Source organism: Rhizobium sp. BIGb0125 (genome assembly GCF_024810055.1).
In the GTDB taxonomy this organism is placed as follows: Bacteria; Pseudomonadota; Alphaproteobacteria; order Rhizobiales; family Rhizobiaceae; genus Agrobacterium.
This window is the reverse complement of the sequence record NZ_JANUDV010000001.1, coordinates 770,190-793,448: the sequence shown is the minus strand read 5'-3', so window position 1 is coordinate 793,448 and position 23,259 is coordinate 770,190. Positions and strand designations below refer to the sequence as shown.

Below are 23,259 nucleotides of genomic sequence, written 5' to 3'. Positions count from 1 at the left end.
CCAAAAGATTCCATTGCGGCCGCGAATTTATAGCCGCGCGGCTGATGGGTCCAGCCGAAAGAACGGCGTGAAACTGGCAACACCTACAAAACCATCAGGAAACCGCGGCATTTGCATATGTTTTGCGCAAAAAAGTCGCAATCTGCACACGAACCACCCATAGCCATGCATAAAACGCATAACACCATTGTAGTCAGCCACCTACCTGAACTGAAAAGTATAACTTATGTTCTAATCATCGAAGGGAACACGAGGTTTCCTTCCGTATGTAAGGAACACGGCAATGGCAAAATCTTTCTTCCGCACAGCTTTCGATCGCGTTATTGAAGCTCGCGAGCGTCAGGTCGGCCGTTACGTAAACGGCGCGCTCCTGAACCTTGACGACCAGTCTCTCAAGGCTCTTGGCACCAGCCGCGAAGAACTTCGCCGCAAGGGCACCAGCTACGTATTCTGACTGTTACGCCCGGCTTGCTTTCTCCTCCTCCCGAAGTGGCCTGGCATCGGAATACGTTTCCCGCTCGAGCACCCTCCCAGCTCGCGGGCGATCAGCATGACTGATCGAAAGGCGACGCGAAAGCGTCGCCTTTTTTATTGGCCTGATGCCAAAATGGCGGAAAAAATCTCTGCGTTTGCTGCATTTCTTAAAAAAATCCAATGGCAAATCGACGGCGGACACGCCCGCCCACTCGCAAAAAAACCATCAGATATCAAGCAAAAGCGCGCTTACTTACGCAGGTAGCCGTTATTTGCGCAGGTGACCATTACTTGCGCAGGTGGATCGTCACCCAGCCATTGCGCCAGATGGTGCGAACATGGCTCAGATGTTCGCCATTATAGGCAGCAAGAACCTTCCAGCGCTGCGATGCCAGAATGCCGGACAGGATCACCGAGCCACCCGGAGCAAGATGCGCAACCAACTGCGGCGCCATCTTGATCAGTGGCCGCGCCAAAATATTGGCGATGATTAGATCAAACGGGCCATGTTTGGCAAATGCATCCGAATGGAACCCGGGGGCTGTTTCCAGAGACACACCCTGGACAATACCGTTAAGGCGCACATTTTCCTTAGCGACCCGCACCGCAATCGGATCGATATCGGTGGCAAGAACAGGAATGCGGCGCATCTTGGCAACAGCAATTGCCAGAACGCCACTGCCGGTGCCCAGATCAAGCGCATTGCGCACGGTACGGGCCCGCACAACCGATTCAATCATTTCAAGGCAGCCGGCTGTCGTGCCGTGATGACCGGTTCCGAAGGCCTGCCCGGCTTCGATTTCAATCGAGATATCGTTGACGCGAACCTTGTCGCGGTCATGAGAACCGTGAACCAGGAAACGCCCTGCCCTGACCGGCTTCAGGCCTTCCAGCGACTTGGCAATCCAGTCGATGTCGGGAATGATCTCACGCTGGACGGCAAGATGCGGGAAAGCGCTTTTCAGAAGTGTGTCGAGACGCTCGCGGACTTCGTCTTCTTCTTCCAGCAAAAGATAGACGGATGCTTCCCAGATGTCCTTCTTTTCATCGACCTCGGTGGTGGCGATGGCAATGCCATCTTCCTCGAAAACTTCGGTCATGACATCCAGTACCTGACCGGCCTCGATTTCAGTGGTCGTCACATAGAGGCGGATCTCGCTCACGGCAGCATCTCTTTCGGAAAATATCGGACTTGCCTGCCTTTGCCACAAAAGCAGGCGCAGTCCAATACCACCAGAGAAGAAACCGGCATTAACCCTTCAGGAGATTTTGCAGTTTCTGTACCGCAACGTCAGGGTTTTCGCCGTAGGCAATGGTGCTGACGAAACGTCCCTGCGCATCCAGCAGGAAAACCGACGCAGTATGATCCATGGTGTATTCACCGTTCGGATCTTTTTCATCCACCGGAACGCGCTTGGCGTAAACGCGGAAGCTCTTGATCATTTCGGCAATCTTGTCCGGCTCGCCGGCAATACCGGTGATACGGCTGGTTACGTTGGAGATATACTGACCAAGGATTTCCGGTGTATCACGCTCGGGATCAACCGTGACGAAATACCCCTGCATCTTGTCACCTGCCGGATCGACCTTCTCCATCCAGCCATTCAACTCGAAAAGGGTTGTCGGGCAGACTTCAGGGCAATGGGTAAATCCGAAAAACAGCGCCGTTGGTTTGCCCTGGAAGGCCTTTTCGGTGATCGGCTGGCCGTTTTGGGCGACAAGCTGGAACGGCGCGCCATAAGGGCCTTCCGTCATATGCTGTTTTGACTCAGACAACGCAAATGCCAGCCAGGTGACAACACCGCCCAGAAGGACAACAACACACCAGAGAACGATACGGACTTTTTTCATCTCAAATCAGCCTTCACACCAAATTTGATGACCACCAATGCGGCAGACATCCCAGTCTCGAAAGCAGATAATCAAACTTGCCCCTGACCGCAAATCAACAACCAGTTGATTGAAGGCACTGCGCGGATTTGCCGCCCTCGCCTACGCCGTCAGGTCAAAGGCACCAGGAAAGACCGGTCTGCGACAGGGTGAGGAAAATATCGACGCCGTGCGCCATCCAGCCCTGAAATGCCAGCAGGCTGACACCCAAAAAGCTCAAGACGGCCACAGCCATCAGCAGCATGTGATTTGTGGTTCGCACGAACATCGACATGCCCTGATGATAACATCGATGCTCCCCACCAACAACAGGACCAAAAACTGAAAGCCTGAGAAAAGACGCCGTTAGTAAAAGGTTAAACGGTTACAGTGCATGATCGTCATGCGGTCTTCCAAGATAGCGACATGACGTCTGCCGGGTTTTCCAAAAAGCCGGTCTTCCGCATTACCTGCCATTATGAACATCCGGACTTTAGCGCGTCCAGAACCGCCAGGAAGAATTCAGACCATGACGAATGCAATCAAGCAATCGGGTTCTCATCTCGAAATCGTTTCCTTCCATCTTGGCGATCAGGAATTCTGCATCGACATTATGGCAATCCGTGAAATTCGTGGCTGGGCACCGGTTACGCCTATGCCGCACACGCCTCCTTACGTTCTCGGTCTTATCAACCTGCGTGGCGCCGTTATTCCTGTCATCGACATGGCGTGCCGCCTCGGTATGAAAATGACCGAACCTTCGGAACGCTCTGCCATCATCGTCACCGATATCGGCGGCAAGCTGGTTGGTCTGCTGGTGGAACAGGTTTCCGACATGATGACCATCCGTTCGGAAGACCTGCAGCCGACACCGGAAATCATTCCTGAGACCCAGCGCAGCTTCTCGCACGGCATCGTCGCGCTTGAGAAGAGCATGGTCTGCTTCCTCAACCTCGATACGGTCATCGCGGAAGAACTGTCCCGCGAAGCCGCTTAAGACTTTAAATTACTAGGATTTTTGAAACGGCAGGCCTTACGGCTTGCCGTTTTTCCATGTCGGGTTCTGCCCGTAGAGCGGCACGGTTGAAATTGCCATCTTGGCCGAGCCATCGGTCAATTCGCGGGTGTGCACCAGATAGATCAAGGTATCATTCTGCTTGTCGTAAATGCGTGTGACCAAAAGCTTCTTCCACACCAGCGACATACCCTGCCGGAACACTTCCTCACCATCCTTGGAAAGATCGATATCACCGATCTCGACCGGTCCGGTCTGGTTGCAGGAAATGGCGTTGTTGGACGGGTCTTCAAACCAGTTGCCATTCTTCAACCGGTCAATGACACCACGCTCAAAATAGGTGACGTGGCAGGTCACGCCCTTCACTTCCGGATCGGCTACCGCCTCAACGATAATGTCATTGCCAATCCAGTCGACGCCGACTTCGCCAACCACCTGCGCATGCGCAGCGGTGACCGGAACCGCAACGAGCAGGCCGACCATCAGTTTTCGTAACAGGGATAATGCCATTCCAGCCTCCATTTGATATCCCCAAGATAGGATTGGAGCGGCGGAAGGCAAGTTGAAAGCTGCGTGTTTTAACGCCGCCGCATGGTGCAGGGCTCATAGCCAGTCGAGTGCACCTTGCCGGCCACCATGCCGATCTTGCCGGGAATATCCCTGATCTCTGGCACTTCGATCGATTTGGCCATTTCGATGGCCGCAGAGGCACACACCAGAGCGTCCTCGGCGGCATTGTGGTGCACAAAGCGCAGGCCCAGGTGCCCGGCGATGATGTTGAGTTTATGTGAGGGCAATTGCGGCCAGATCTTCTGGGACATTTTTACACTGCACAGATAGGAAAACGTCGGATAGCTCTGCCGGTACTTGTCGAAGCAGGCGCGCAGCACGCTAAAGTCGAAGGCCGCATTATGGGCAATCATCGTCGCACCCTGAAAATCATCGATAAACTCGTCCATCACCTCTGGAAATTCCGGCGCATCTTCAACCGTTTCCGGCCGAATGCCGTGAATGGAGATATTGAACGATGAAAAGCGCATCTCACGCGGACGGATCAATCTTTCCTCGACCCGCACCACCTGACCATTTTCCACCCATGCCAGACCGACAGAACAGGCGCTGCCGCGCTCTTCATTGGCAGTTTCAAAGTCGATGGCGATGGTCTTCAAAGGGCGATTCCCGATTGGTTCTTGGGCACCGCATAATACAATTTCACCTGAAATAGAACCGCTTGACGCCCGCCCGTCGGCCAGAACAACAAACGCCTTGTTTAAAAGCAAGTTTCGGGTGGCACGACTCACAAATCTCGATACACCAGTATCCATCACACATATTTCGTCGGGGCACGGCAATGGCAGCGATACAACGGCAAATGAACGCCAGCGAATGGGCCATGCTCATTGCCCTGTCGGTCCTGTGGGGCGGTTCCTTTTTCTTCATCGGCGTTGCGGTGAAGGAACTGCCACCGTTGACCATCGTCACACTCCGTGTCGGTCTGGCGGCCATTGCGCTGCTTATCGTCTGCCGTGTCATGGGGTTGAAGCTGCCAAGAGAAGGCCGCATCTGGCGCGCCTTCTTTGCCATGGGCATTCTCAACAACATTATCCCCTTTTGCCTGATCGTCTGGGGCCAGACCCATATTGCCAGTGGCGTTGCCTCCATTCTCAACGCCACAACGCCGTTGTTTACCGTCATTGTCGCGCATTTTCTGACGATTGATGAAAAGCTGTCGCCCAACAAACTGGCTGGCGTGCTGATCGGCTTTGTTGGCGTCGCCACCATGATCGGCCCATCTGCCCTTGGCGGCAGCGGATCAAATCTTTGGGGCCAGCTTGCCATTTTGGGTGCAGCCACGTCCTACGCCTTTGCCGGTATCTTCGGCCGCCGTTTCAAGACCATGGGTGTTGCACCACTGATGACAGCAACCGGCCAGATTTCATCGTCGACCCTGATGTTGATTCCGGTTGCTCTACTGATCGATCAGCCGTGGACACTGGCCATGCCAAGTACTGCCACCTGGGGCGCCTTGCTCGGCATCGCCCTGCTCTCCACCGCGCTTGCTTATCTGCTGTTCTTCCGCATTCTCTCCACCGCCGGGGCCACCAATCTTGCGCTTGTCACCTTCCTCATTCCAGTCAGCGCCATTTTGCTCGGCTCGCTGGTTCTCGGTGAACAGCTGGAAATGAAACATTTTGTTGGCATGGCGATGATTGCCGCCGGTCTTGTCGCCATTGATGGCCGCTTGTTGCGCCGCGTGAAAGCGGCGGGCTGATCCAGACCCGACGCGCTCTATCACGGCTCCCAATAGGGCGGTGAACCAAACGCCTTACGCAAATGATCCGCCAGCGCTCTCAGCTTGGCCGATGGACGCCGTCCCTCCGGATGGGCAATGTAGATAAATTCATCTTCCGCCTGTATGCCGACATCGATCACGGTCAAGCTGCCATCCCTGATGGCAGGGCCGGCAATAAAGGTTGGCAACAGCGCGATGCCAAGACCTGCCACCGCTGCGTCGCGGATCATATCGCCATGATTGACCCGCAGTGCGACTTTTGCCCTGACGATGACGGCACCGTTTGGGCCGACAAACCGCCAGTCCGCGACACCACGATTGGTGTAAAAAATTCCGCGATGTCCCTCCAGTTCAGCGGCATTATGGGGTGTTCCATGCTGTTTCAGATAGTCAGTTGATGCCACCAGCAGACGTCGGCTGGGCGCCAGCTTCCATGCCATCAATCGTGAATCAACAATCGGCCCATGCCGCACCACCGCATCAAATCCGGCCGACGACACATCGACACGCCGGTCATCCATATCCAGACTGACCTCGAGCGCCGGGTTCTGCAACAGAAATGGATAAAGCGCAGGGCCAAGATGCAGCCGACCAAAGGTCACAGGCGCAGACAGGCTGAGCGCGCCTTTCAGATCACCACGCCGCTCGGCCATGTCATCCGTGGCATCCCGCACTTCATTGACGATGCGCACTGCCCTTTCCAAAAAGGCACTGCCGTCTTCCGTCAGGCTGAGGCTGCGGGTGGTTCTGTGCAGCAGGGTCGTGCCCAAAACACGCTCGAGTTCCGACAACCGGTCGCTCACCACAGATTTCGAAAGATTGAGGCGGCGCGATGCCTCGCTGATCGACCCGGATTCTGCAACGGCCACAAATGCGGTTATTCCTTCAAGTTTCATCATTGTTCGGTTTTTCCGGAAAGCTGAGCCAATACTTGCAGACTAATCAGAACGATTGAGAAAAGCCATATTCGCTGCAGGCAAACACGCCACTCCAAACAAAGGAAAATGATCATGACACGCTTGCAGAACAAGACAGCACTCATCACTGGCGGCACTAGCGGCATCGGCCTTGAAACGGCCCGCCAATTTATTAGCGAAGGCGCACGCGTCGCCGTCACCGGCACCAACCCTGCCACCATCGAAAAGGCGAAAGCTGTGTTGGGTGATGATGTGCTTTACATCCGTGCCGATGCCGGAAACGTTGCATCACAGAAAGAAATTGCTGACCAGATCGCCGCAAAGTTCGGCAAACTCGACATCCTCTTCGTCAACGCAGGTGTCGCTGAATTCCGCACCATGGATCAATGGGATGAAGCTGCCTTTGACCGCTCGGTTTCGGTCAATGTCAAAGGCCCGTTCTTCCTGGTGCAGGCGCTGCTGCCTGTTTTCAGCAACAAGGCCTCCATCGTGCTCAACACCTCGGTCAACGCCCATATCGGCATGCCAAATTCCAGCCTCTATGCGCTGACCAAAGCAGCCCTGCTGTCGCTGTCCAAGACATTGTCGGGTGAACTGCTTGGCCGTGGCATCCGCGTCAATGCCGTTAGCCCCGGTCCGGTTGAAACCCCGTTGCATGAAAAATTCGGACTGGATGATGCCGGTAAAAAAGCCATGGCCGACGCGATTGTCGCGCAAATCCCTCTGGGACGATTTGGCCATGTTGCAGAAATTGCCAAGGCCGTTGTTTTCCTGGCATCCGATGAGGCAAGTTTCACGGTTGGCGCTGAACTGATTATCGATGGTGGCATGATTACCCTGTAACGCTATGCCCCTCTCAGCCCTGATTTTCCCGGAGCGGATGAAACCACTCCGGGAAACAGCATTGACATCAAGGCATATGCCACGCATTTTCACGCCATGATCAAAAACGCAACCATCGTGATGCTCAACATCGTGACCACCGGCACCCCGGCGGGCAAAGGATTGTTGACGCGTTAAACCGATCATCCATCCAGCCCTGCCAAAAAGAGCAGGGTTGATGAAACACCTGCTCTCCGGTCCCAAAATAGGAGAACAGGCATGCCGCCAGCCGAAAACCAAAACCTCGACTATGCTGATTTCGACCGTTCCGACATCACGGTACGGGCAACCCGTCTGGATGATGCGGCTGCGATCACCGAAATCATGAACCTGCCCGGCGTTCGCCATGGCACCTTGCGGCAACCATTTCAAAGCGTTGAGAAAACCCGCAAATTCATTGAAAGCGCCTCCCCTAACGACATCACGGTTCTGGCAGAATGGCGCGGCAGGATCATTGGCAATGCCGGCCTTCACCGCAAGGTGGGCCGGCAGCTGCACGCAGCTTCGCTTGGCATTGGCATTCACGATGATTTCGCTGGCAAGGGCGTCGGCTCGGTCCTGTTATCAGCCCTGATTGACGCTGCCGACAACTGGCATGATATCCGCCGTATTGAACTCAGCGTCTTCACTGACAATACGGCCGGAATTCATCTCTACGAAAAATTCGGCTTTCAGCACGAGGGCATCCTTAGGCAATACGCCTTTCGCAACGGCGAATATGTCGATGCCTATATGATGGCGCGCCTGCGCAGTTGAAGACAATGCCGCTGCCCTGACTGACATGGTCGCAGCGGCGCTCGCCGCTCAGCCACCAATCAGCGCCAGCCACTCATCCTCATCCATGGTCTGGATACCAAGCTCGACAGCCTTTGCGAGCTTGGAACCGGCACCGGGGCCAGCCACCAGAATATCGGTCTTTTTCGATACCGAACCTGCCACCTTCGCACCAAGGCCTTCTGCGCGGGCTTTGGCCTCATCGCGGGTAAACTTTTCCAGCGAGCCGGTAAACACCACCGTCTTGCCGGCCACGGGACTGCCCTCGGTCGATGGCTTTTCGGCCTCCTTGGGCTGCAGCTCGGCAATCAGCTCGTCGATCACCTTCAGATTGCGCGGTTCCTTATAGAACTCGACAATCGAACGGGCGACAACCTCGCCAATACCATCAATGCTGTTGAGCTCGGCCCATGCCTCACCCGTCAAGGGAGCCGCGGCCTTCATCGCCTCCTCGAAATGTTGGTAAGTGCCATAAGACCGCGCCAGCAGCTTTGCCGTGGTTTCACCCACATGGCGAATGCCAAGCGCAAAGATCAGGCGGTGCAGGTCGATTTCACGACGCGCATCAATGGCATCAAACAGCTTCTTGACGCTGACCTTGCCGAAACCGTCGATATTCTCGAGCTTGGTCAGGTGAGACCCTTCCTGACGTTTTTTCAGCGTGAAAATGTCAGGCGCCCTCTTGATCGACAATGCCGGGTCGTCGCTTTCAAAAAAGAAATCGATCTGCTTGGTGCCAAGCCCTTCAATGTCGAAGGCGTTGCGTGACACAAAGTGTTTCAGATGCTCTACCGCCTGCGCGCGGCAAACGAAACCGCCGGTACAACGGGTCACCGAATCGAGTTTGCCGGTCTTTTCATTGCGTTCCCGCACCGCGTGGCTTTTGCACACCGGGCAGGTCTGCGGAAACTCGTAAGGCGCAGCATCTGCAGCCCGTTTCTCAGGAATGATATCCAGCACCTGCGGAATGACATCGCCGGCGCGCTGCACGATAACGGTGTCGCCGACACGGATATCATGCCCGACCGGGCGAATACGCTCGCCGCTGTTGCCGATACCTTCGATGTAATCCGCATTGTGTAGCGTGGCGTTGGTCACAACCACACCACCCACCGTCACCGGGGTCAGGCGCGCCACCGGCGTCAACGCGCCCGTGCGACCAACCTGAATATCGATGCCCTCGACAATGGTGAAGGCCTGTTCTGCCGGGAATTTATGGGCGGTTGCCCAGCGTGGACTGCGTGAGCGAAAGCCCAGACGCTCCTGCAGATCCAGACTGTCTACCTTGTAGACCACACCATCGATATCATAATCGAGATTGGGACGTTCGACGCCGATTTCACGATAATGCTCAAGCAGTTCCTCAATGGAATTGATTCGACGCATCAGCGGATTGACGGGGAATTTCCACTCGCGGAATTTTTCCACGATGCCATATTGTGTGTCGGACAAACGCGTCGCCTGCCCACCATTGGACACCTCACCCAGCGCGTAGGCAAAGAACCGCAACTTGCGTGCCGCCGTCACCTTCGCATCAAGCTGGCGCAGTGATCCGGACGCCGTGTTGCGTGGGTTCACATAGGTCTGTTTGCCTTCGGCCTCCATCTGCGCGTTGAGCGCCAGAAAGTCGCTTTTGGCCATATAGACTTCGCCGCGCACCTCAACCACGTCAGGCGCACCAGCAGGAAGCGTATTGGGAATTTCAGAAATGGTCAGAATGTTGGCGGTGACATTTTCACCTGTCGTGCCGTCACCACGGGTGGCCGCCGATTTCAGCCTGCCGTTTTCATAACGGATCGACATGGACAGCCCGTCGATTTTTGGCTCTGCGGTAAAAGCAATCGAGTTATCCGGCAGCCTGCCCAGAAAACGATAGATCGACGCAATAAAGTCCTGCACATCCTCGTCGGAAAACACGTTGTCGAGCGATAGCATCGGCCGCGCATGCACAATCGGCGCGAAGGTCGGCAGTGGCGCAAAACCAACTTTTCTCGATGGGCTGTCAGCCCGCACCAGTGTCGGAAACGCCACCTCTATCGCGTCGTTACGGCGCTTCAGCGCATCATAATCCGCATCGGAAATCTCCGGTGCATCCTTGCCGTGGTAGAGCGCATCGTGTCGCGCCAGCTCTGCGGCGAGATAGGCAAGCTCGGAAGAAGCCTCAAGTTCGGTCAGTTTATCAACCGGGGTCAGTTCGTTTGCCATGGATGCCTCGCGCATGAATCTGCAACGCTTTTAGCGAATTATTTCGGCATGCAAAACCATCGCTTTGCAAAACACAGGAATAGATTATCCTGAAAATCCGGATCGATACAGAACCGGAGACACCAATGGAATTTACCACGCTTCTCGCCTTCGCCGCCGCATTTTTTGTGTTCGCGGCCAGCCCCGGCCCCGACAATATGACCATCATCGCCCGCACCATCACCCATGGCGCGGCATCCGGTTTCGCCTATGGTGCAGGCACCGTTGTCGGCATTCTGGTGTTTTTGACTTTGGCCGCCTTTGGCCTTTCCATTCTTGCCGGTGAAATGAGCACGGTGATGACCGTTCTGCGTTATGCCGGTGCCGCCTATCTGGTGTGGATGGGCATCAGACTGTGGACAGCAGAGCCTGTCGTTCCACAGTTGCAGCCAACAGCCAGCCAGCGTGGCCTGCTGCCGGTTTTCATGGCCGGTATTGCCCTAAACCTCGGCAACCCGAAAATGCCGCTGTTTTATGTGGCTCTGCTTCCCAACGTGGTTGGCGCATCCCTGACGCTGGATCACCTTGCGGCACTTGCAGCCATCGTCATTGCGGTAGAGATTGTCGTGATTGGTGGACATGTCGCACTTGCCGTGCGGGCTCGCAGCCTATTACGCCAACCTCACATCGTACGGCGGGTCAATCGCACCGCTGGCGGCGTCATGATCGGCTCAGGCATCGTCATCGCGACAGCACGTTAACAAGGGTAATTTCAGCATGAGCAAGACGATGACCATCAGCACGGACACGATGCGCATCCTGCAACCCTATCCAGACATCTATGCCTATTACGATGGCCGAATGAACAAGCGCCTTTATTCGCCGGAGCCGAACTGGCTGGATGACGGCGCCTACACGCTGGGCACCGCCTCCTATGCCATCGCCTCAGAAGGCCATGCGCTCGTCTATGATACGCATATGTCGCTTGATCACGCCCGTTTCATCCGCAACCATCTGCAAAGCCTTAGGGTCAGCAAAATCACGGTTGTGCTCAGCCACTGGCACACCGACCATATTGCCGGAAGCGAGGTGTTTGCCGATTGCGAGATCATTGCGCTGGCCTTGACTGCAGACACCATGGAGAAAAACCGTGAGGCGCTTGCCAAGCGCAATCCACCGATCTCGCCGGTCATCATGCCGACACGCACCTTTGAGACCACGCTCAGCCTTCAGATCGGCAAACGGCTCGTGGAGATGCACCACTTCGATATTCACAGCGCCGATGGCAATGTGCTGTGGCTGCCGCACGAAAAAATCCTGTTTGCGGGCGACACGCTGGAAGACACCGTGACCTATGTCTCAGAGCCCGAACATATCGCCACCCATATCGAAGAACTGAAGCGTATGCGCCAATGGCAAATTGCCAGAATTCTTCCCAATCATGGCCTTGAGCAGCGTATCGCCGTAGGCGGTTATGCACCGGAGCTGATCGACGCCAACCGAGCCTATCTGGAACGCCTTACCGGCCCGCACGGCCTGGCACTGGCCGACAAACAGACGCTTGAAGAATTTGTGGCACCGGAAGTGGCGAGCGGCGCAATTGTCTATCACGCCGATTACGAAGAGGTTCACCGCCACAATATAGATGCTGTCAAGAAGATACGGGCCTTGTAGGGCCCGTTTGATAACGCTAGTCGCTGTTTAGTCCTTGGCAGCCAGAAGACGGGCTGCAGCAGCCCTCGCCTCATCCGTAACAGAGGCACCCGCCAGCATACGGGCGATTTCCTCGGTGCGGTGCTGCGGCTCCATCGTTGCCACCTTGGTGGCAATCCGCTCGGTGCCATCACCAGTCGGCCCCTTGGAGATCAGCAGATGCGTCGCCGCACGTGCCGCCACCTGCGGGGCATGGGTCACTGATAGAACCTGAACGGTCTTTGACAATCTGCGAAGACGTTGGCCGATTGCATCAGCAACTGCACCACCCACGCCGGTATCGATTTCATCGAATACCAGTGTCGGCGCAGAACCACGATCCGCCAGAGCAACCTTGAGAGCGAGCAGGAAGCGCGAAAGCTCACCGCCCGACGCCACCTTCATGATCGGCCCTGGACGTGTGCCGGGGTTGGTCTGCACGTGGAATTCAACCACGTCGATCCCCTCGGCCGTCGCCGCATCGGCATCGGTCGTGACTTCAACGGTAAAACGGGCGCGTTCCAGCTTAAGGGCTGGCAGTTCCGCCATGACAGCGTCCGACAATGCGCTGGCTGCAGTGTGCCGCTTGTGCGACAGTGCAACGGCAGCCTGATCGAAATCGGCCTTTACCAGATGCAGATTTGCTTCGAGCTTCGCCAGCGTTTCTTCACCGGCATCAAGTTCGGCAAGGTCAGCCACCATCTTTTCGGCCAAGGCAGGCAGCTCGATCACCGGCACGGAATATTTGCGACCCGCTGCACGCAGTGAAAACAACCGCTCTTCAACACGCTCCAGCTCACGCGGATCAAATTCCGTACGGCGCAGCGCTGCTTCCACTTCGGTCTGCGCATTGGAAAGGTTATCCAGCGCTGCATCCAGTAACTGCACCGTATCTTCCAAAAGACCCGGTGCTTCGTGGCTCTTGCGCTCCAGACGACGCATCATCGATGCGATCATCGGCACAGGCGACGCGTTGCCATTCAAAAATTCGCTGGCTTCGGCAATATCACCGGCAATGCGCTCAGACTTCTGCATGACGGCGCGGCGTTCAGCCAGCTCGTCTTCCTCGCCGTCCTGAGGAGAAAGCTTTTCAAGCTCTTCGACAGAAGATCGCAAAAATTCAGCCTCACGGGCCGCCGCTTCCACCTTGGCGCGGTGCACTTTCAAGCCGCGCTCGGCATCTTTCCATTTGCGGTAAAGTCCCTGCAGCGATAAGGCCTCGTCACTCAAGCCTGCAAAGGCGTCGAGAAGTGCGCGATGCGCATCGGTATCGACAAGGGCGCGGTCATCATGTTGGCCGTGTATCTCGACCAGCAGCACGCCCAACTGGCGCATCATCTGCACGCTGACTGCCTGATCATTGACATAGGCCTTGGTGCGGCCATCAGCGGATTGTACGCGGCGGAAAATCAGATCGCCGTCATCATCAAGGCCGTTTTCACGCAACAGAAGGCGTGCCGGATGGTCGTTTGCCAGTTCGAAGGTGGCAGTCACCTGCCCCTTATCCTCACCATGACGCACAAGGCCACCGTCCCCTCGCCCACCAAGTGCAAGAGACAAACTGTCAAGAAGAATAGATTTACCGGCGCCCGTTTCACCTGTTAGCACCGACAAGCCCGCCTCGAACGCAAGATCGAGCCGTTCAATCAGGACGATATCCCGGATCGATAACTGCGTGAGCATGGGTTACACCCTCAGATCAAACGCCAAGAAGCTTGAGGCCAGCCTTGGAAATCCACGATCCCTTGTTCTCGCGTGGCTGAAGTCCGCCGGACTGCAACAGCTTGAACGAATCGGCATACCATTGGCTGTCCGGATAGTTGTTGCCCAGAACCGCAGCGGCGGTCTGCGCTTCGTCTGTCAGACCCATTGCATAATAGGATTCGGTCAGACGCGCCAAGGCTTCTTCGATCTGGTTGGTATTTGGATATGTCTCGACCACAACGCGGAAGCGCTTGATGGCGGCCAGATATTCCTTGCGCTCAAGGTAATAACGGCCGACCTGCATTTCCTTGCCGGCCAGCTGGTCGCGTGCAAAGCGGATCTTCGCCTGCGCGTCGCTGACATATTCCGAATTCGGATAATCATTGACCACTTTGGACATCGCTTCGATGGTGCGGGCAGCAGCGCGCTGGTCCTGCGTCACGTCAACGATCTGCTTGGAATAAGCCAGGCCGACCAGATACTGAACGTAAGCGGAATCTTCAGAACGCGGATATTGCTTGAGGTAACGATTGCCAGCTGCGATGGCCTGCTCGTTACGGTTCATACGGGTGCTGACGAATGTCTGCATCACCAGAGCCTTGCGGCCCCATTCCGTAAACGGATGTTGTTTGTCAATCGCTTCGAACTTGCGCGATGCTTCGGTCATGTTGCCGGAGTTCATGTTGGCGAGACCCTGCTTGTAGAGTGTCTCAGCCGATTCGCTTTCGAAACCAAGTTTGGTGATGTCGATATCTGGATCCGACTGGCATGCGGTCACGAGCGTAGCGGCCCCGGCCAGCAACATCGATACAAGCGCGACCCGAACCGTTCTATTCATTGCACCAGACCCTACATGCTTCATTATACAGATCCCATTTCGCGCAAATACATCAACATCAGCTTTGCACTGGCGTTTCTAGCCATAAAAGCGTCGGTAGAGCAACGCAATGATGACGCATTAACGCATTTTTATGGCGTACCACTTTGACGAGGACGAATATTTCCTGTTTTTCAGGTCAAAAGACGCCGCGTTTTATTCTCTTAACCGCACATTTTCTTGTCATCGCTTCTGAGTCGCGACCGGTTCCACAATCGGAGAAAATGTGAACAGTGCCATGCATTTCCATAGAAAAAAGCCGCATCCAGAGGACGCGGCTTTCAAAATCTTCAATCACGAAATTAGGCAGACCAAGGCGACACGTCAGCAACATTAACGCGGACAAACTCGGCGGCGCGCACGCGCTGGCTGCGGGAAACCGGAGCCTCGACAATTTCATAGGCGGTCGGATCGCTGAGCAGCGCCTTGAGCGCATTGGCGTTGACCTTGTGGCCACCACGGTAGGAACGGTAGCAGCCAATGAACTGCGCACCGGCCAGTGCCAGATCGCCAACAGCGTCCAGCGTCTTGTGACGAACGAACTCGTCCTTCTCGTAACGCAGGCCTTCCATATTGATGACAGTGTGGTCATCGGAAATCACAACGGAGTTCTCAAGCGACGAACCGAGTGCATAACCGGCCGCCCACAGGCGCTCCACATCACGCATGAAACCGAAGGTACGGGCGCGAGACAATTCCTTGGTAAAGGTTTCTGCAGTCAGGTCACCGCCCCAGGTCTGGCGGCCGATCAGCGGCGTATCAAAGTCGATCTCAACTTCGAACCGTGTGCCGTTGTATGGACGGAACTCAGCCCAGGAGGAACCGGCATCGATACGAACCGGCTTCAAAACGCGGATATAACGGCGCTTCACGCCGAGATTGACGATGCCAACCTGCTCGATAGCTTCGATGAACGGGAACGAGCTGCCATCCATGATCGGCGCTTCGGGACCATCAACTTCAACAACCAGGTTGTCGAGGCCAAGCGCATAGATCGCGGCCATGACATGTTCGATAGTGGCAATGGACTGTGTCTGCGAGCGGCCAAGCACCGTGCAGAGATCGGTGTTACCGACATTGGCGGAAACAGCCTTGATCTCGGTTATATTGCCGTTGTCGTGATGACGCTGGAAAACAATGCCGGTACCAGCTTCAGCCGGATGGAAGGTCATGGAAACCGCATTGCCCGAATGTACGCCAATACCGGAAATCTGCGCAGCAGCGGCGATAGTCGTTTGAAATCCAAGCAATTCGATACTCATTCACATGTGCCTTGTCTAACAGGAACCGAAAACGTCAGGGGTTCGGCTCCCCAATTCGAAATTGAGGAAACATACGGTTTTCCTCACAACTTGCAGTCATACATACGTATGGTCAGGCCACATAACAAATCACTGTTTCTTTCGCATTGTTACAAGTTTAAGAAATTGATAAATCAACATCTTTCTTCACATTTGGAAACAGTTTGTAACAAAAAACCCGGGCCTTTCGGTCCGGGTTTGGTGTTCAGAAGAATCGCATCTAATCAGTTCGACTGACGGCGCAGGAACGCCGGAATTTCCAACTGGTCGTCTTCGTGCGAGCTTGCAGCCTGCGGTGTGACACGACCCTGATTGTCGAGCTGGCCACGACGCGGTGCGTACAGGCTTGCCTCAGCGGAAAGCTGACGGCGCTGCTGTGGAGCAAGCGATGGTGCGTCCATCAACTCGGAAGGAACGTTGTCGTCTTCCTCACGACGTCCCAGCGAGTTGGTGATGCGCTTCAACAGGCCCATCGGGCCACGCTCTTCCGGAACAGTCGATGCCGGATGCGCAGTGCGGTGGTCCATCTCAGCCTTCACGACCGGAGGAAAGTCCTCGATCTTTGGCATGCGAACCGGCTCTACATGGCGAGGTGCCGCTGCAACTGGTTCATGGTGCACAGGTGCCTGTGGCTGCTGCATGCGTGGTGCAGCAACTGGCTCAGGTGCGTAGTGGGCCTGTGGTGCAGGTGCGGCCTGAACTGGAGCCTGACGAACAGGTGCAGGTGCTGGAGCTTCAACCGGAGCAGAAGCAAACAGCTTGCTCTGCGGGCGGAATTCAGCTTCTGCCTGTGCCTGGCGCAGCTGCTGTTCAGCAGCAGCCAGAGCCAATTCGCGTTCCATTTCGACTTCAGCCGTACGGATGGTCTGTGCGATTGGGTCAATCGCCTTAGGGGCCTGCATGACGGGGGCAGGCTGAACTGCGGCCGGAGCCGAAGCAACGGCCGCCGAAGGACGGATAAGTGGCTTTGCAGCAGCGGCCTGCGCCAGGTACTGGTCGTTCTGGCCTGCAACACGGTCGATACCGGTCGCAACAACAGACACGCGGATGAGGCCTTCGAGCGCTTCGTCGAAGGTCGCGCCGAGGATGATGTTTGCATCCGGATCGACTTCTTCGCGAATACGGGTCGCAGCTTCGTCCACTTCGAACAGGGTCATGTCGCGACCACCGGTGATGGAGATCAGCAGGCCCTGTGCACCCTTCATGGAGGTTTCGTCCAGCAGCGGGTTGGCAATAGCGGCTTCAGCAGCCTGCATTGCGCGACCTTCGCCGGAAGCTTCACCCGTACCCATCATCGCACGGCCCATTTCGCGCATGACAGAACGAACGTCAGCGAAGTCGAGGTTGATAAGACCTTCCTTCACCATCAGGTCGGTGATGCAGGCAACGCCCGAATAGAGAACCTGGTCGGCCATTGCGAAGGCATCCGCAAAGGTGGTCTTGTCGTTGGCGATGCGGAACAGGTTCTGGTTTGGAATGACGATCAGCGTGTCGACCGACTTCTGAAGCTCCTGAATGCCCTGTTCGGCAAGGCGCATACGGCGCTGGCCTTCAAAGTGGAACGGCTTGGTAACAACACCAACCGTCAGAATGCCCTTGTTGCGGGCAGCCTGTGCGACGACAGGAGCTGCACCCGTACCGGTGCCACCGCCCATACCGGCAGTAACAAAGCACATGTGTGTTCCGTTGAGGTGATCGACGATTTCATCGATGCACTCTTCAGCAGCAGCGCGACCGACTTCCGGCTGCGAACCAGCGCCGAGACCTTCAGTAACCTGAACGCCCATCTGAATGATGCGTTCGGCCTTGGTCATCGTCAGGGCCTGTGCGTCCGTGTTAGCCACAACAAAATCAACGCCCTGAAGACCAGCCGAGATCATGTTGTTTACGGCGTTGCCACCACCGCCACCAACACCGAATACGGTGATGCGAGGCTTCAACTCGGTGATATCAGGCTTATGCAGCTGTATCGTCATTGTCACATTCCTTCTTTGTCTTGGCCGCATCGCCACGCTGGCCGATTCATTACAACTCGTTACACACCTGCTCCGGCACCACGCCGGTTCAGGTCAAAAACTTTCTTTCAACCACTGCCCTACCCGGGCAATCCGTCCGCCACTTGTGCCGAACGGAGAAAACAGCCCGCCTTGTGAGGCATGTACTTCCGCGTCCGCGATCTGCGGATAAATCATCAGGCCAACCGCCGTCGAAAATGCCGGGCCCTTGGCTGCAACCGGCAGACCGGAAACACCAAGCGGACGACCAATACGCACGTTACGGGCCAGAATGCGGCGCGCCGTTTCCGGCAGGCCGGTCAACTGGCTTGCGCCACCGGTCAGAACCACGCGCTTGCCGACAATCGGGCTAAAGCCAGATTTCTGGATACGATCACGGATCAGTTCCAGGGTTTCTTCGATACGGGCACGCACGATACGCGTGACCAGAGCGCGGGAAACCTGTGACGGCTGGTCGCGGTCATCCTCACCGATTGGCGGGATCGAAATCATGTCACGTTCGTCTGCACCATTGGCCAGAGCCGAACCGTGAACCACCTTCAGACGCTCAGCGTCTTCAATGCGGGTCGACAGGCCGCGCGCCAGATCGGTGGTGACGTGGTGGCCACCAAGACCGATCGCGTCGGTGTGAATGAGACGGCCTTCAGCGAATACCGAAATCGTCGTGGTGCCACCGCCCATATCGATGGCTGCGCAACCCAGTTCGACTTCATCGTCAACCAGTGCAGCAAGACCACTTGCATAAGGGGTCGCAACCATGCCCTCGACCGACAGGTGAGCGCGGTTGACGCACAATTCGAGATTTTTCAGTGCCGAACGCTCTGCAGTAACAACATGCATGTCAACGCCGAGAAGATCGCCATACATCGACAGCGGATCACGGATGCCACGCTCGCCATCCAGCGAATAACCGGTTGGCAGGGAGTGCAGGATTGCCCGGTCCTGACGCAGCGACTGCTGGCTGGCGGCAATGAGAACCTTGCGCAGATCGCCTGCTTCAACTTCCTGACCACCCAGATCAATGCTTGCGGTATAGATGTCGCTGGCCAGACGGCCGGCCGATACGTTGACGATGAGGCTGTCGACTGTCAGGCCTGCCATACGTTCGGCTGCATCGACAGCCAGACGAACGACGCCTTCAACGGCATCCAGATCAGCGATGACACCGGACTTCACACCGCGCGAACGCTGGTGGCCAATACCGATGATCTCAACCTTGTGGGTACGACCCGGCAACACTTCGGTTTCCTGACGTGGCGTCAGACGACCGATCATGCAGACGATCTTGGTCGAGCCGATATCCAACACGGAAACGACATGTGACCGCTTTGAAGAAAGCGGCTTAAGGCGCGGCAGTCCAAAATGGGAAGAACCGAAAAAGCTCATATGTTCCCCGCTTTCTTGAGCGCCTTTTCACGTGCCGTAACGGCGGCCTCACGGCGCTCGGTTGCGGCTTGCGTCAACTGAATGGTGGTGCGGTCGGAAAGCCGCAAATCGATTGCTGCGATGTCGCGTGACATAACCTGCTGTTCAGCATCGAGACGCGACAGCAAATGCAGGGCCTTGGCGACATTGACTTCCGGCAGCTTGATGATGATGCCGTTATTCAGGTGCAGGTCCCAGCGACGACCGGAGATGCGAACATAGGCTTTGACCTTGCTGCGAATTTCCGGCCAGGCGTCCAGCTGCTCCATGAAGCTTGCAGCGCCGGTTTCAGCGTCACGACCAACGAACAGCGGCAGGGCTGCAAATTTGTTATCACGCAGCGGTGCAATCACGCTGCCGTTCTTTTCGATAAGCGACAACTCGGAACCGTGCTGCCAGATACCGAATGCATCACGCTCCTTGAGACGGATCTCGATGGTACGCGGATAGATCTTGCGCACATCAACATCTTCCACCCAAGGCAGATCAGCCAGGCGGCGGCGCGCTGTGTTGACATCCATAGCAACAAGCGAAGTGGTGCCATCAAGACCGAGCAGCTGCAGAATATCGATTTCGGAGGTCTGCGCATTGCCGGAAACCTTGACGTCTTCGATGGCAAAACCGGCAGCAGATGTGGTTGCCTGCGCAACGGTCTGGGTGTGACCACCAAGCGACATGCCGTAGAGACCGGTGGCTGCAAAAAATGCAATTGCGGAAATCGTGCCTGTGTGCGCGGGAATATTGACGCGGCCCGTTGCGAGGCTGACACAAAAGCGCACGACGCGACGCAGCGGACGAGGCAGCACGATGCGCTCGTCAGCGGAAGGAGCGAACTGCTCCACCCGGCGTCTGTTTGCTTTTTTGCCACCGATCATCGCGAACACGAAGCGTCCTCCACCATCCAGCGGACGAATTGACCAAACGTTAAACCATCATGAGCTGCCATTTCCGGCACGAGAGAGGTTGGTGTCATGCCAGGCTGAGTATTGACCTCAAGCCAGATAATCTCACCATCCTCAGACAGACGGTCATCGTAACGAAAGTCTGACCGGCTCACTCCACGGCACCCGATTGCCCGGTGCGCCATAAGAGCCAATGATTGTATTTTTTGGTAAATTTTCGGTGAAATTTCTGCAGGGATGACATGTTTCGAGCCACCCGCAGCATACTTCGCATCATAATCGTAGAAGCTGTGTCCAACCGGCACCACCTCGGTGACACCGAGCGCACGATCGCCCATGACACCACAGGTCAGCTCACGGCCGGGAATATAACGCTCAACCATCACCGCGTCGCTGTAACGCCATTCCGATGACGTCAGGACCTGCGGAGGATGGGATTGATCCTCTTTGACGATCACAACTCCGAAGCTGGAGCCTTCACGAACAGGCTTGACGACATAAGGCGGCGCCAGCGGGTGTTCATTGGTGAAATCGAAACGGTTCATCAGGCGCGCTTCGGCAACCGGCACGCCAGCCGCAGCAGCAACCTTCTTGGCCTGTCCCTTGTCCATGGCAAGCGCAGACGCAAGCACACCTGAACCGGTGTAAGGAATTTGCAGATATTCAAGAATGCCCTGAATGGTGCCGTCTTCGCCGAACGGGCCGTGAAGAGCATTAAAGACAACATCAGGATTAAGGCGCGACAGCACGGCCGATACATCACGATCGACATCGACGCGAGTGACCTCGTAGCCTTCAGCCTCAAGAGCAAGCGCACAGGCCTCACCTGAAGACAGGCTCACCGGCCGCTCCGATGAAAAACCACCCATAAGGACAGCGATATGTTTGCCGCTCATTTAAATCCCCGACATCAAACGTTTCTCTGACGCCACTAACGACCGCCTTACGCCCAAATTCCGGCACTGATTCTCTCAGCACCATCCACTGAACCACTTAAGAGCCATTAAGGTTAATGAAGCGTTTACTTTCGTTAACCAGCGCACCTTCCATGCGGTTTTTTAAACATGAATCATTCAATGTTCGGATTAATGCCTTAGAATCAGAGAGTTGCACTAAATGCAATATGTCTGGGTCAAAAAAAGCAAAAATGAGACCGTGTTTCGCTTCAGGACAATCGTTAACAGGCAAGCCTCAAACCGTTAAGATTCAGGCTTATCCACAACTCATGGATGAACCAGACAACATCCAGAAATTTTGCGACGCAACATCGGGGCGTCATTTTCGCCTTTCAAACCGGCTTTTCCGCCCTCAAAACACCTCCAGGAACACCATAAAAGCCCGGCAAAAACGCTTATATGATCAAAAAACAATGCTATTTTAAATTTTATTGCGCTTGCAGCATTCCATATTTGCGAAAATTGCGTTAACGCAATCACGCCGTTCAAGGCAATCTCAACACTTGAAGCGTATGTGCCTGTGCCCGCAAGGCCGCACGGCGCTTTGATACAATGGAACCAACACAATGACCGACGCGATATCCCGTGTATCGCCGACCGCTGACACTCCGAACGATGTAAAGACAAATTCGCCTGCACGAGTTCTTACTGCCAGCGTGGTCGGCACGACCATCGAGTTCTTCGACTTTTACGTCTATGCGACAGCCGCAGTTCTCGTGTTCCCAACGCTATTCTTCCCGAACAATGACCCGATGACGGCACTGCTGGCTTCTTTTGCCACGTTCTCCATCGCGTTTTTCGCACGTCCGCTCGGCGCCGTTGTATTCGGCCACTATGGCGACCGTGTAGGCCGCAAGACGACGCTTGTTGCCGCACTTCTGACCATGGGTATCTCCACCGTCATTATCGGCTTGCTGCCATCCTATGAGACTGCCGGCATCATTGCTCCGTTGCTTCTGGCACTGTGCCGTTTCGGTCAGGGCTTTGGTCTTGGCGGTGAATGGGGTGGTGCCGTGCTTCTGGCAACGGAAAATGCACCTCCTGGCAAGCGCAGCTGGTACGGCATGTTCCCGCAGCTTGGCGCGCCAATCGGCCTGCTGCTCTCCTCCGGCGTGTTCTGGATTCTGCTGCACTTCATGTCGCAGGAAGCCCTGCTGAGCTGGGGTTGGCGCATTCCGTTCGTTGCATCGATCATTCTGATTGCTGTTGGTCTGTGGGTTCGCCTGTCGATCACCGAAACACCGGCCTTCCAGAAGGCAATCGATCAGGAAGAGCGCGTTGCCGTTCCGGTTGCTGAACTGTTCCGCCACCACAAGCGCAGCCTGGCGCTCGGCACATTCGTTGCTCTGGCAACATTCGTGCTGTTCTACATCGGTACCGCCTACCTGCTGTCCTACAATGTCAAGGTTCTGAAAATCCCGTTCCTCGACGCTCTGGAAGTGCAGATCCTCGGTTCTATCGTGTTTGGTATCTTCATTCCGTTTGCAGGCAAGCTCGCAGAGCGTTTCGGCCGTCGTGAAATCCTGATCCTGACCACCGTGCTGATTGGCGCATTCTCGTTCCTGCTGCCCGGCCTGATGAGCGGTGGCGAAGGTTCGATCTTTGTCTTCGCCGCACTGGCAATGGCACTGATGGGCATGACCTACGGTCTGATCGGCACTGCACTTGCAGCACCGTTCCCGACAACCGTGCGCTACACAGGCTCGTCGATCACCTTCAACATGGCCGGCATCTTCGGCGCCTCGCTGGCACCATACATCGCCACATGGCTGCAGGTGAACTACGGCATGGCCTATGTCGGTTATTACCTCTGCGCCGCAGCGGTCATCACGCTGGCCTGCATTTTGCTGTCGCGCAAGAACGAAGTCTGATCCTGAATCAAACTGACAACAAAGCCCGCGAAGTCGCTGACTCCGCGGGCTTTTTCTTTGCCGTACTCATCGCACGAACCAAAGCGATGCCGCGACAGCATCAATAAG

Annotated in this window: 23 protein-coding genes; 9 read left to right on the top strand and 14 right to left on the bottom strand. The window is 55.8% G+C overall.

The genetic code is table 11. The features are described 5' to 3' along the window. Positions 1-283 precede the first annotated feature (283 nt). The gene (locus M2418_RS03575) at positions 284-454 is read left to right on the top strand and encodes a hypothetical protein (protein WP_192488534.1); all 171 of its coding nucleotides are present in this window, start codon (positions 284-286) and stop codon (positions 452-454) included. Between the two features lie 96 nt (positions 455-550). Then, positions 551-739, top strand: coding sequence for a hypothetical protein (locus M2418_RS03570; RefSeq protein ID WP_259144320.1), 189 nt, complete (start codon positions 551-553; stop codon positions 737-739). 22 nt (positions 740-761) lie between these two features. Here M2418_RS03570 and M2418_RS03565 read toward each other — a convergent pair whose 3' ends face one another. The 3 genes from M2418_RS03565 to M2418_RS03555 form a co-directional block, all read right to left on the bottom strand. Next, on the bottom strand, positions 762-1,637 hold the full coding sequence (locus M2418_RS03565) for a 50S ribosomal protein L11 methyltransferase (RefSeq protein ID WP_259144317.1): 876 nt from the start codon (positions 1,635-1,637) through the stop codon (positions 762-764). Positions 1,638-1,725: 88 nt separating this feature from the next. Further along, entirely contained in the window at positions 1,726-2,325 is a 600-nt protein-coding gene (locus M2418_RS03560) for an SCO family protein (protein WP_192488532.1), read from the bottom strand. A gap of 154 nt (positions 2,326-2,479) precedes the next feature. Beyond that, on the bottom strand, positions 2,480-2,632 hold the full coding sequence (locus M2418_RS03555) for a hypothetical protein (RefSeq protein WP_259144315.1): 153 nt from the start codon (positions 2,630-2,632) through the stop codon (positions 2,480-2,482). A 240-nt stretch (positions 2,633-2,872) separates the two neighbouring features. Here M2418_RS03555 and M2418_RS03550 point away from each other — a divergent pair, with 240 nt between their 5' ends. Next, positions 2,873-3,340, top strand: a complete 468-nt coding sequence (locus tag M2418_RS03550) for a chemotaxis protein CheW (RefSeq protein ID WP_192488531.1) — start codon at positions 2,873-2,875, stop codon at positions 3,338-3,340. Positions 3,341-3,376: 36 nt separating this feature from the next. On the opposite strand, the gene M2418_RS03545 is transcribed toward M2418_RS03550, so the two are convergent. Beyond that, on the bottom strand, positions 3,377-3,868 hold the full coding sequence (locus M2418_RS03545; RefSeq protein ID WP_259144299.1) for a CreA family protein: 492 nt from the start codon (positions 3,866-3,868) through the stop codon (positions 3,377-3,379). A 68-nt stretch (positions 3,869-3,936) separates the two neighbouring features. After that, the gene (locus tag M2418_RS03540) at positions 3,937-4,527 is read right to left on the bottom strand and encodes a 3'-5' exonuclease (RefSeq protein ID WP_259144898.1); all 591 of its coding nucleotides are present in this window, start codon (positions 4,525-4,527) and stop codon (positions 3,937-3,939) included. A gap of 182 nt (positions 4,528-4,709) precedes the next feature. Between M2418_RS03540 and M2418_RS03535 the strand changes: the two genes are divergently transcribed. Then, entirely contained in the window at positions 4,710-5,630 is a 921-nt protein-coding gene (locus M2418_RS03535; RefSeq protein WP_250981863.1) for a DMT family transporter, read from the top strand. Between the two features lie 20 nt (positions 5,631-5,650). Here M2418_RS03535 and M2418_RS03530 read toward each other — a convergent pair whose 3' ends face one another. Then, positions 5,651-6,550: a LysR family transcriptional regulator gene (locus M2418_RS03530; RefSeq protein WP_250981864.1), complete on the bottom strand. Its 900-nt coding sequence runs from the start codon at positions 6,548-6,550 to the stop codon at positions 5,651-5,653. Positions 6,551-6,661: 111 nt separating this feature from the next. On the opposite strand from M2418_RS03530, the gene M2418_RS03525 reads away from it, so the two are divergent. Then, positions 6,662-7,411: an SDR family oxidoreductase gene (locus M2418_RS03525; protein WP_250981865.1), complete on the top strand. Its 750-nt coding sequence runs from the start codon at positions 6,662-6,664 to the stop codon at positions 7,409-7,411. Positions 7,412-7,669: 258 nt separating this feature from the next. Continuing rightward, a complete protein-coding gene (locus M2418_RS03520; protein ID WP_259144296.1) occupies positions 7,670-8,206 on the top strand; it encodes a GNAT family N-acetyltransferase in 537 nt (178 codons plus the stop codon). Positions 8,207-8,254: 48 nt separating this feature from the next. Here M2418_RS03520 and ligA read toward each other — a convergent pair whose 3' ends face one another. Then, entirely contained in the window at positions 8,255-10,429 is a 2,175-nt protein-coding gene (gene ligA, locus M2418_RS03515) for an NAD-dependent DNA ligase LigA (RefSeq protein ID WP_259144286.1), read from the bottom strand. Positions 10,430-10,554: 125 nt separating this feature from the next. Between ligA and M2418_RS03510 the strand changes: the two genes are divergently transcribed. Both M2418_RS03510 and M2418_RS03505 read left to right on the top strand, forming a co-directional pair. Further along, the gene (locus tag M2418_RS03510; RefSeq protein ID WP_259144285.1) at positions 10,555-11,169 is read left to right on the top strand and encodes a LysE family translocator; all 615 of its coding nucleotides are present in this window, start codon (positions 10,555-10,557) and stop codon (positions 11,167-11,169) included. A 16-nt stretch (positions 11,170-11,185) separates the two neighbouring features. Beyond that, complete coding sequence (locus tag M2418_RS03505) at positions 11,186-12,082, top strand: MBL fold metallo-hydrolase (protein ID WP_259144283.1); 897 nt, start codon at positions 11,186-11,188, stop codon at positions 12,080-12,082. Between the two features lie 27 nt (positions 12,083-12,109). Here the strand turns inward: M2418_RS03505 and recN are convergent, their stop codons facing one another. From recN to M2418_RS03470, 7 genes are all read right to left on the bottom strand, one after another. Then, positions 12,110-13,783, bottom strand: coding sequence for a DNA repair protein RecN (gene recN / locus M2418_RS03500; protein WP_250981870.1), 1,674 nt, complete (start codon positions 13,781-13,783; stop codon positions 12,110-12,112). 16 nt (positions 13,784-13,799) lie between these two features. Continuing rightward, positions 13,800-14,666: an outer membrane protein assembly factor BamD gene (locus M2418_RS03495; protein ID WP_192488522.1), complete on the bottom strand. Its 867-nt coding sequence runs from the start codon at positions 14,664-14,666 to the stop codon at positions 13,800-13,802. A 317-nt stretch (positions 14,667-14,983) separates the two neighbouring features. Then, positions 14,984-15,943: a UDP-3-O-acyl-N-acetylglucosamine deacetylase gene (gene lpxC, locus M2418_RS03490; RefSeq protein ID WP_259144274.1), complete on the bottom strand. Its 960-nt coding sequence runs from the start codon at positions 15,941-15,943 to the stop codon at positions 14,984-14,986. Positions 15,944-16,206: 263 nt separating this feature from the next. Next, complete coding sequence (gene ftsZ / locus M2418_RS03485; protein WP_250981872.1) at positions 16,207-17,958, bottom strand: cell division protein FtsZ; 1,752 nt, start codon at positions 17,956-17,958, stop codon at positions 16,207-16,209. 93 nt (positions 17,959-18,051) lie between these two features. Then, the gene (gene ftsA / locus M2418_RS03480) at positions 18,052-19,383 is read right to left on the bottom strand and encodes a cell division protein FtsA (RefSeq protein ID WP_192488519.1); all 1,332 of its coding nucleotides are present in this window, start codon (positions 19,381-19,383) and stop codon (positions 18,052-18,054) included. Continuing rightward, on the bottom strand, positions 19,380-20,297 hold the full coding sequence (locus tag M2418_RS03475; protein WP_259144888.1) for a cell division protein FtsQ/DivIB: 918 nt from the start codon (positions 20,295-20,297) through the stop codon (positions 19,380-19,382). The genes ftsA and M2418_RS03475 overlap by 4 nt, the downstream gene beginning before the upstream one ends. Next, a complete protein-coding gene (locus tag M2418_RS03470) occupies positions 20,294-21,220 on the bottom strand; it encodes a D-alanine--D-alanine ligase (RefSeq protein ID WP_192488518.1) in 927 nt (308 codons plus the stop codon). The genes M2418_RS03475 and M2418_RS03470 overlap by 4 nt, the downstream gene beginning before the upstream one ends. A 626-nt stretch (positions 21,221-21,846) precedes the next feature. Here M2418_RS03470 and M2418_RS03465 point away from each other — a divergent pair. Next, positions 21,847-23,151, top strand: coding sequence for an MFS transporter (locus tag M2418_RS03465; RefSeq protein WP_259144250.1), 1,305 nt, complete (start codon positions 21,847-21,849; stop codon positions 23,149-23,151). Positions 23,152-23,259 lie beyond the last annotated feature (108 nt).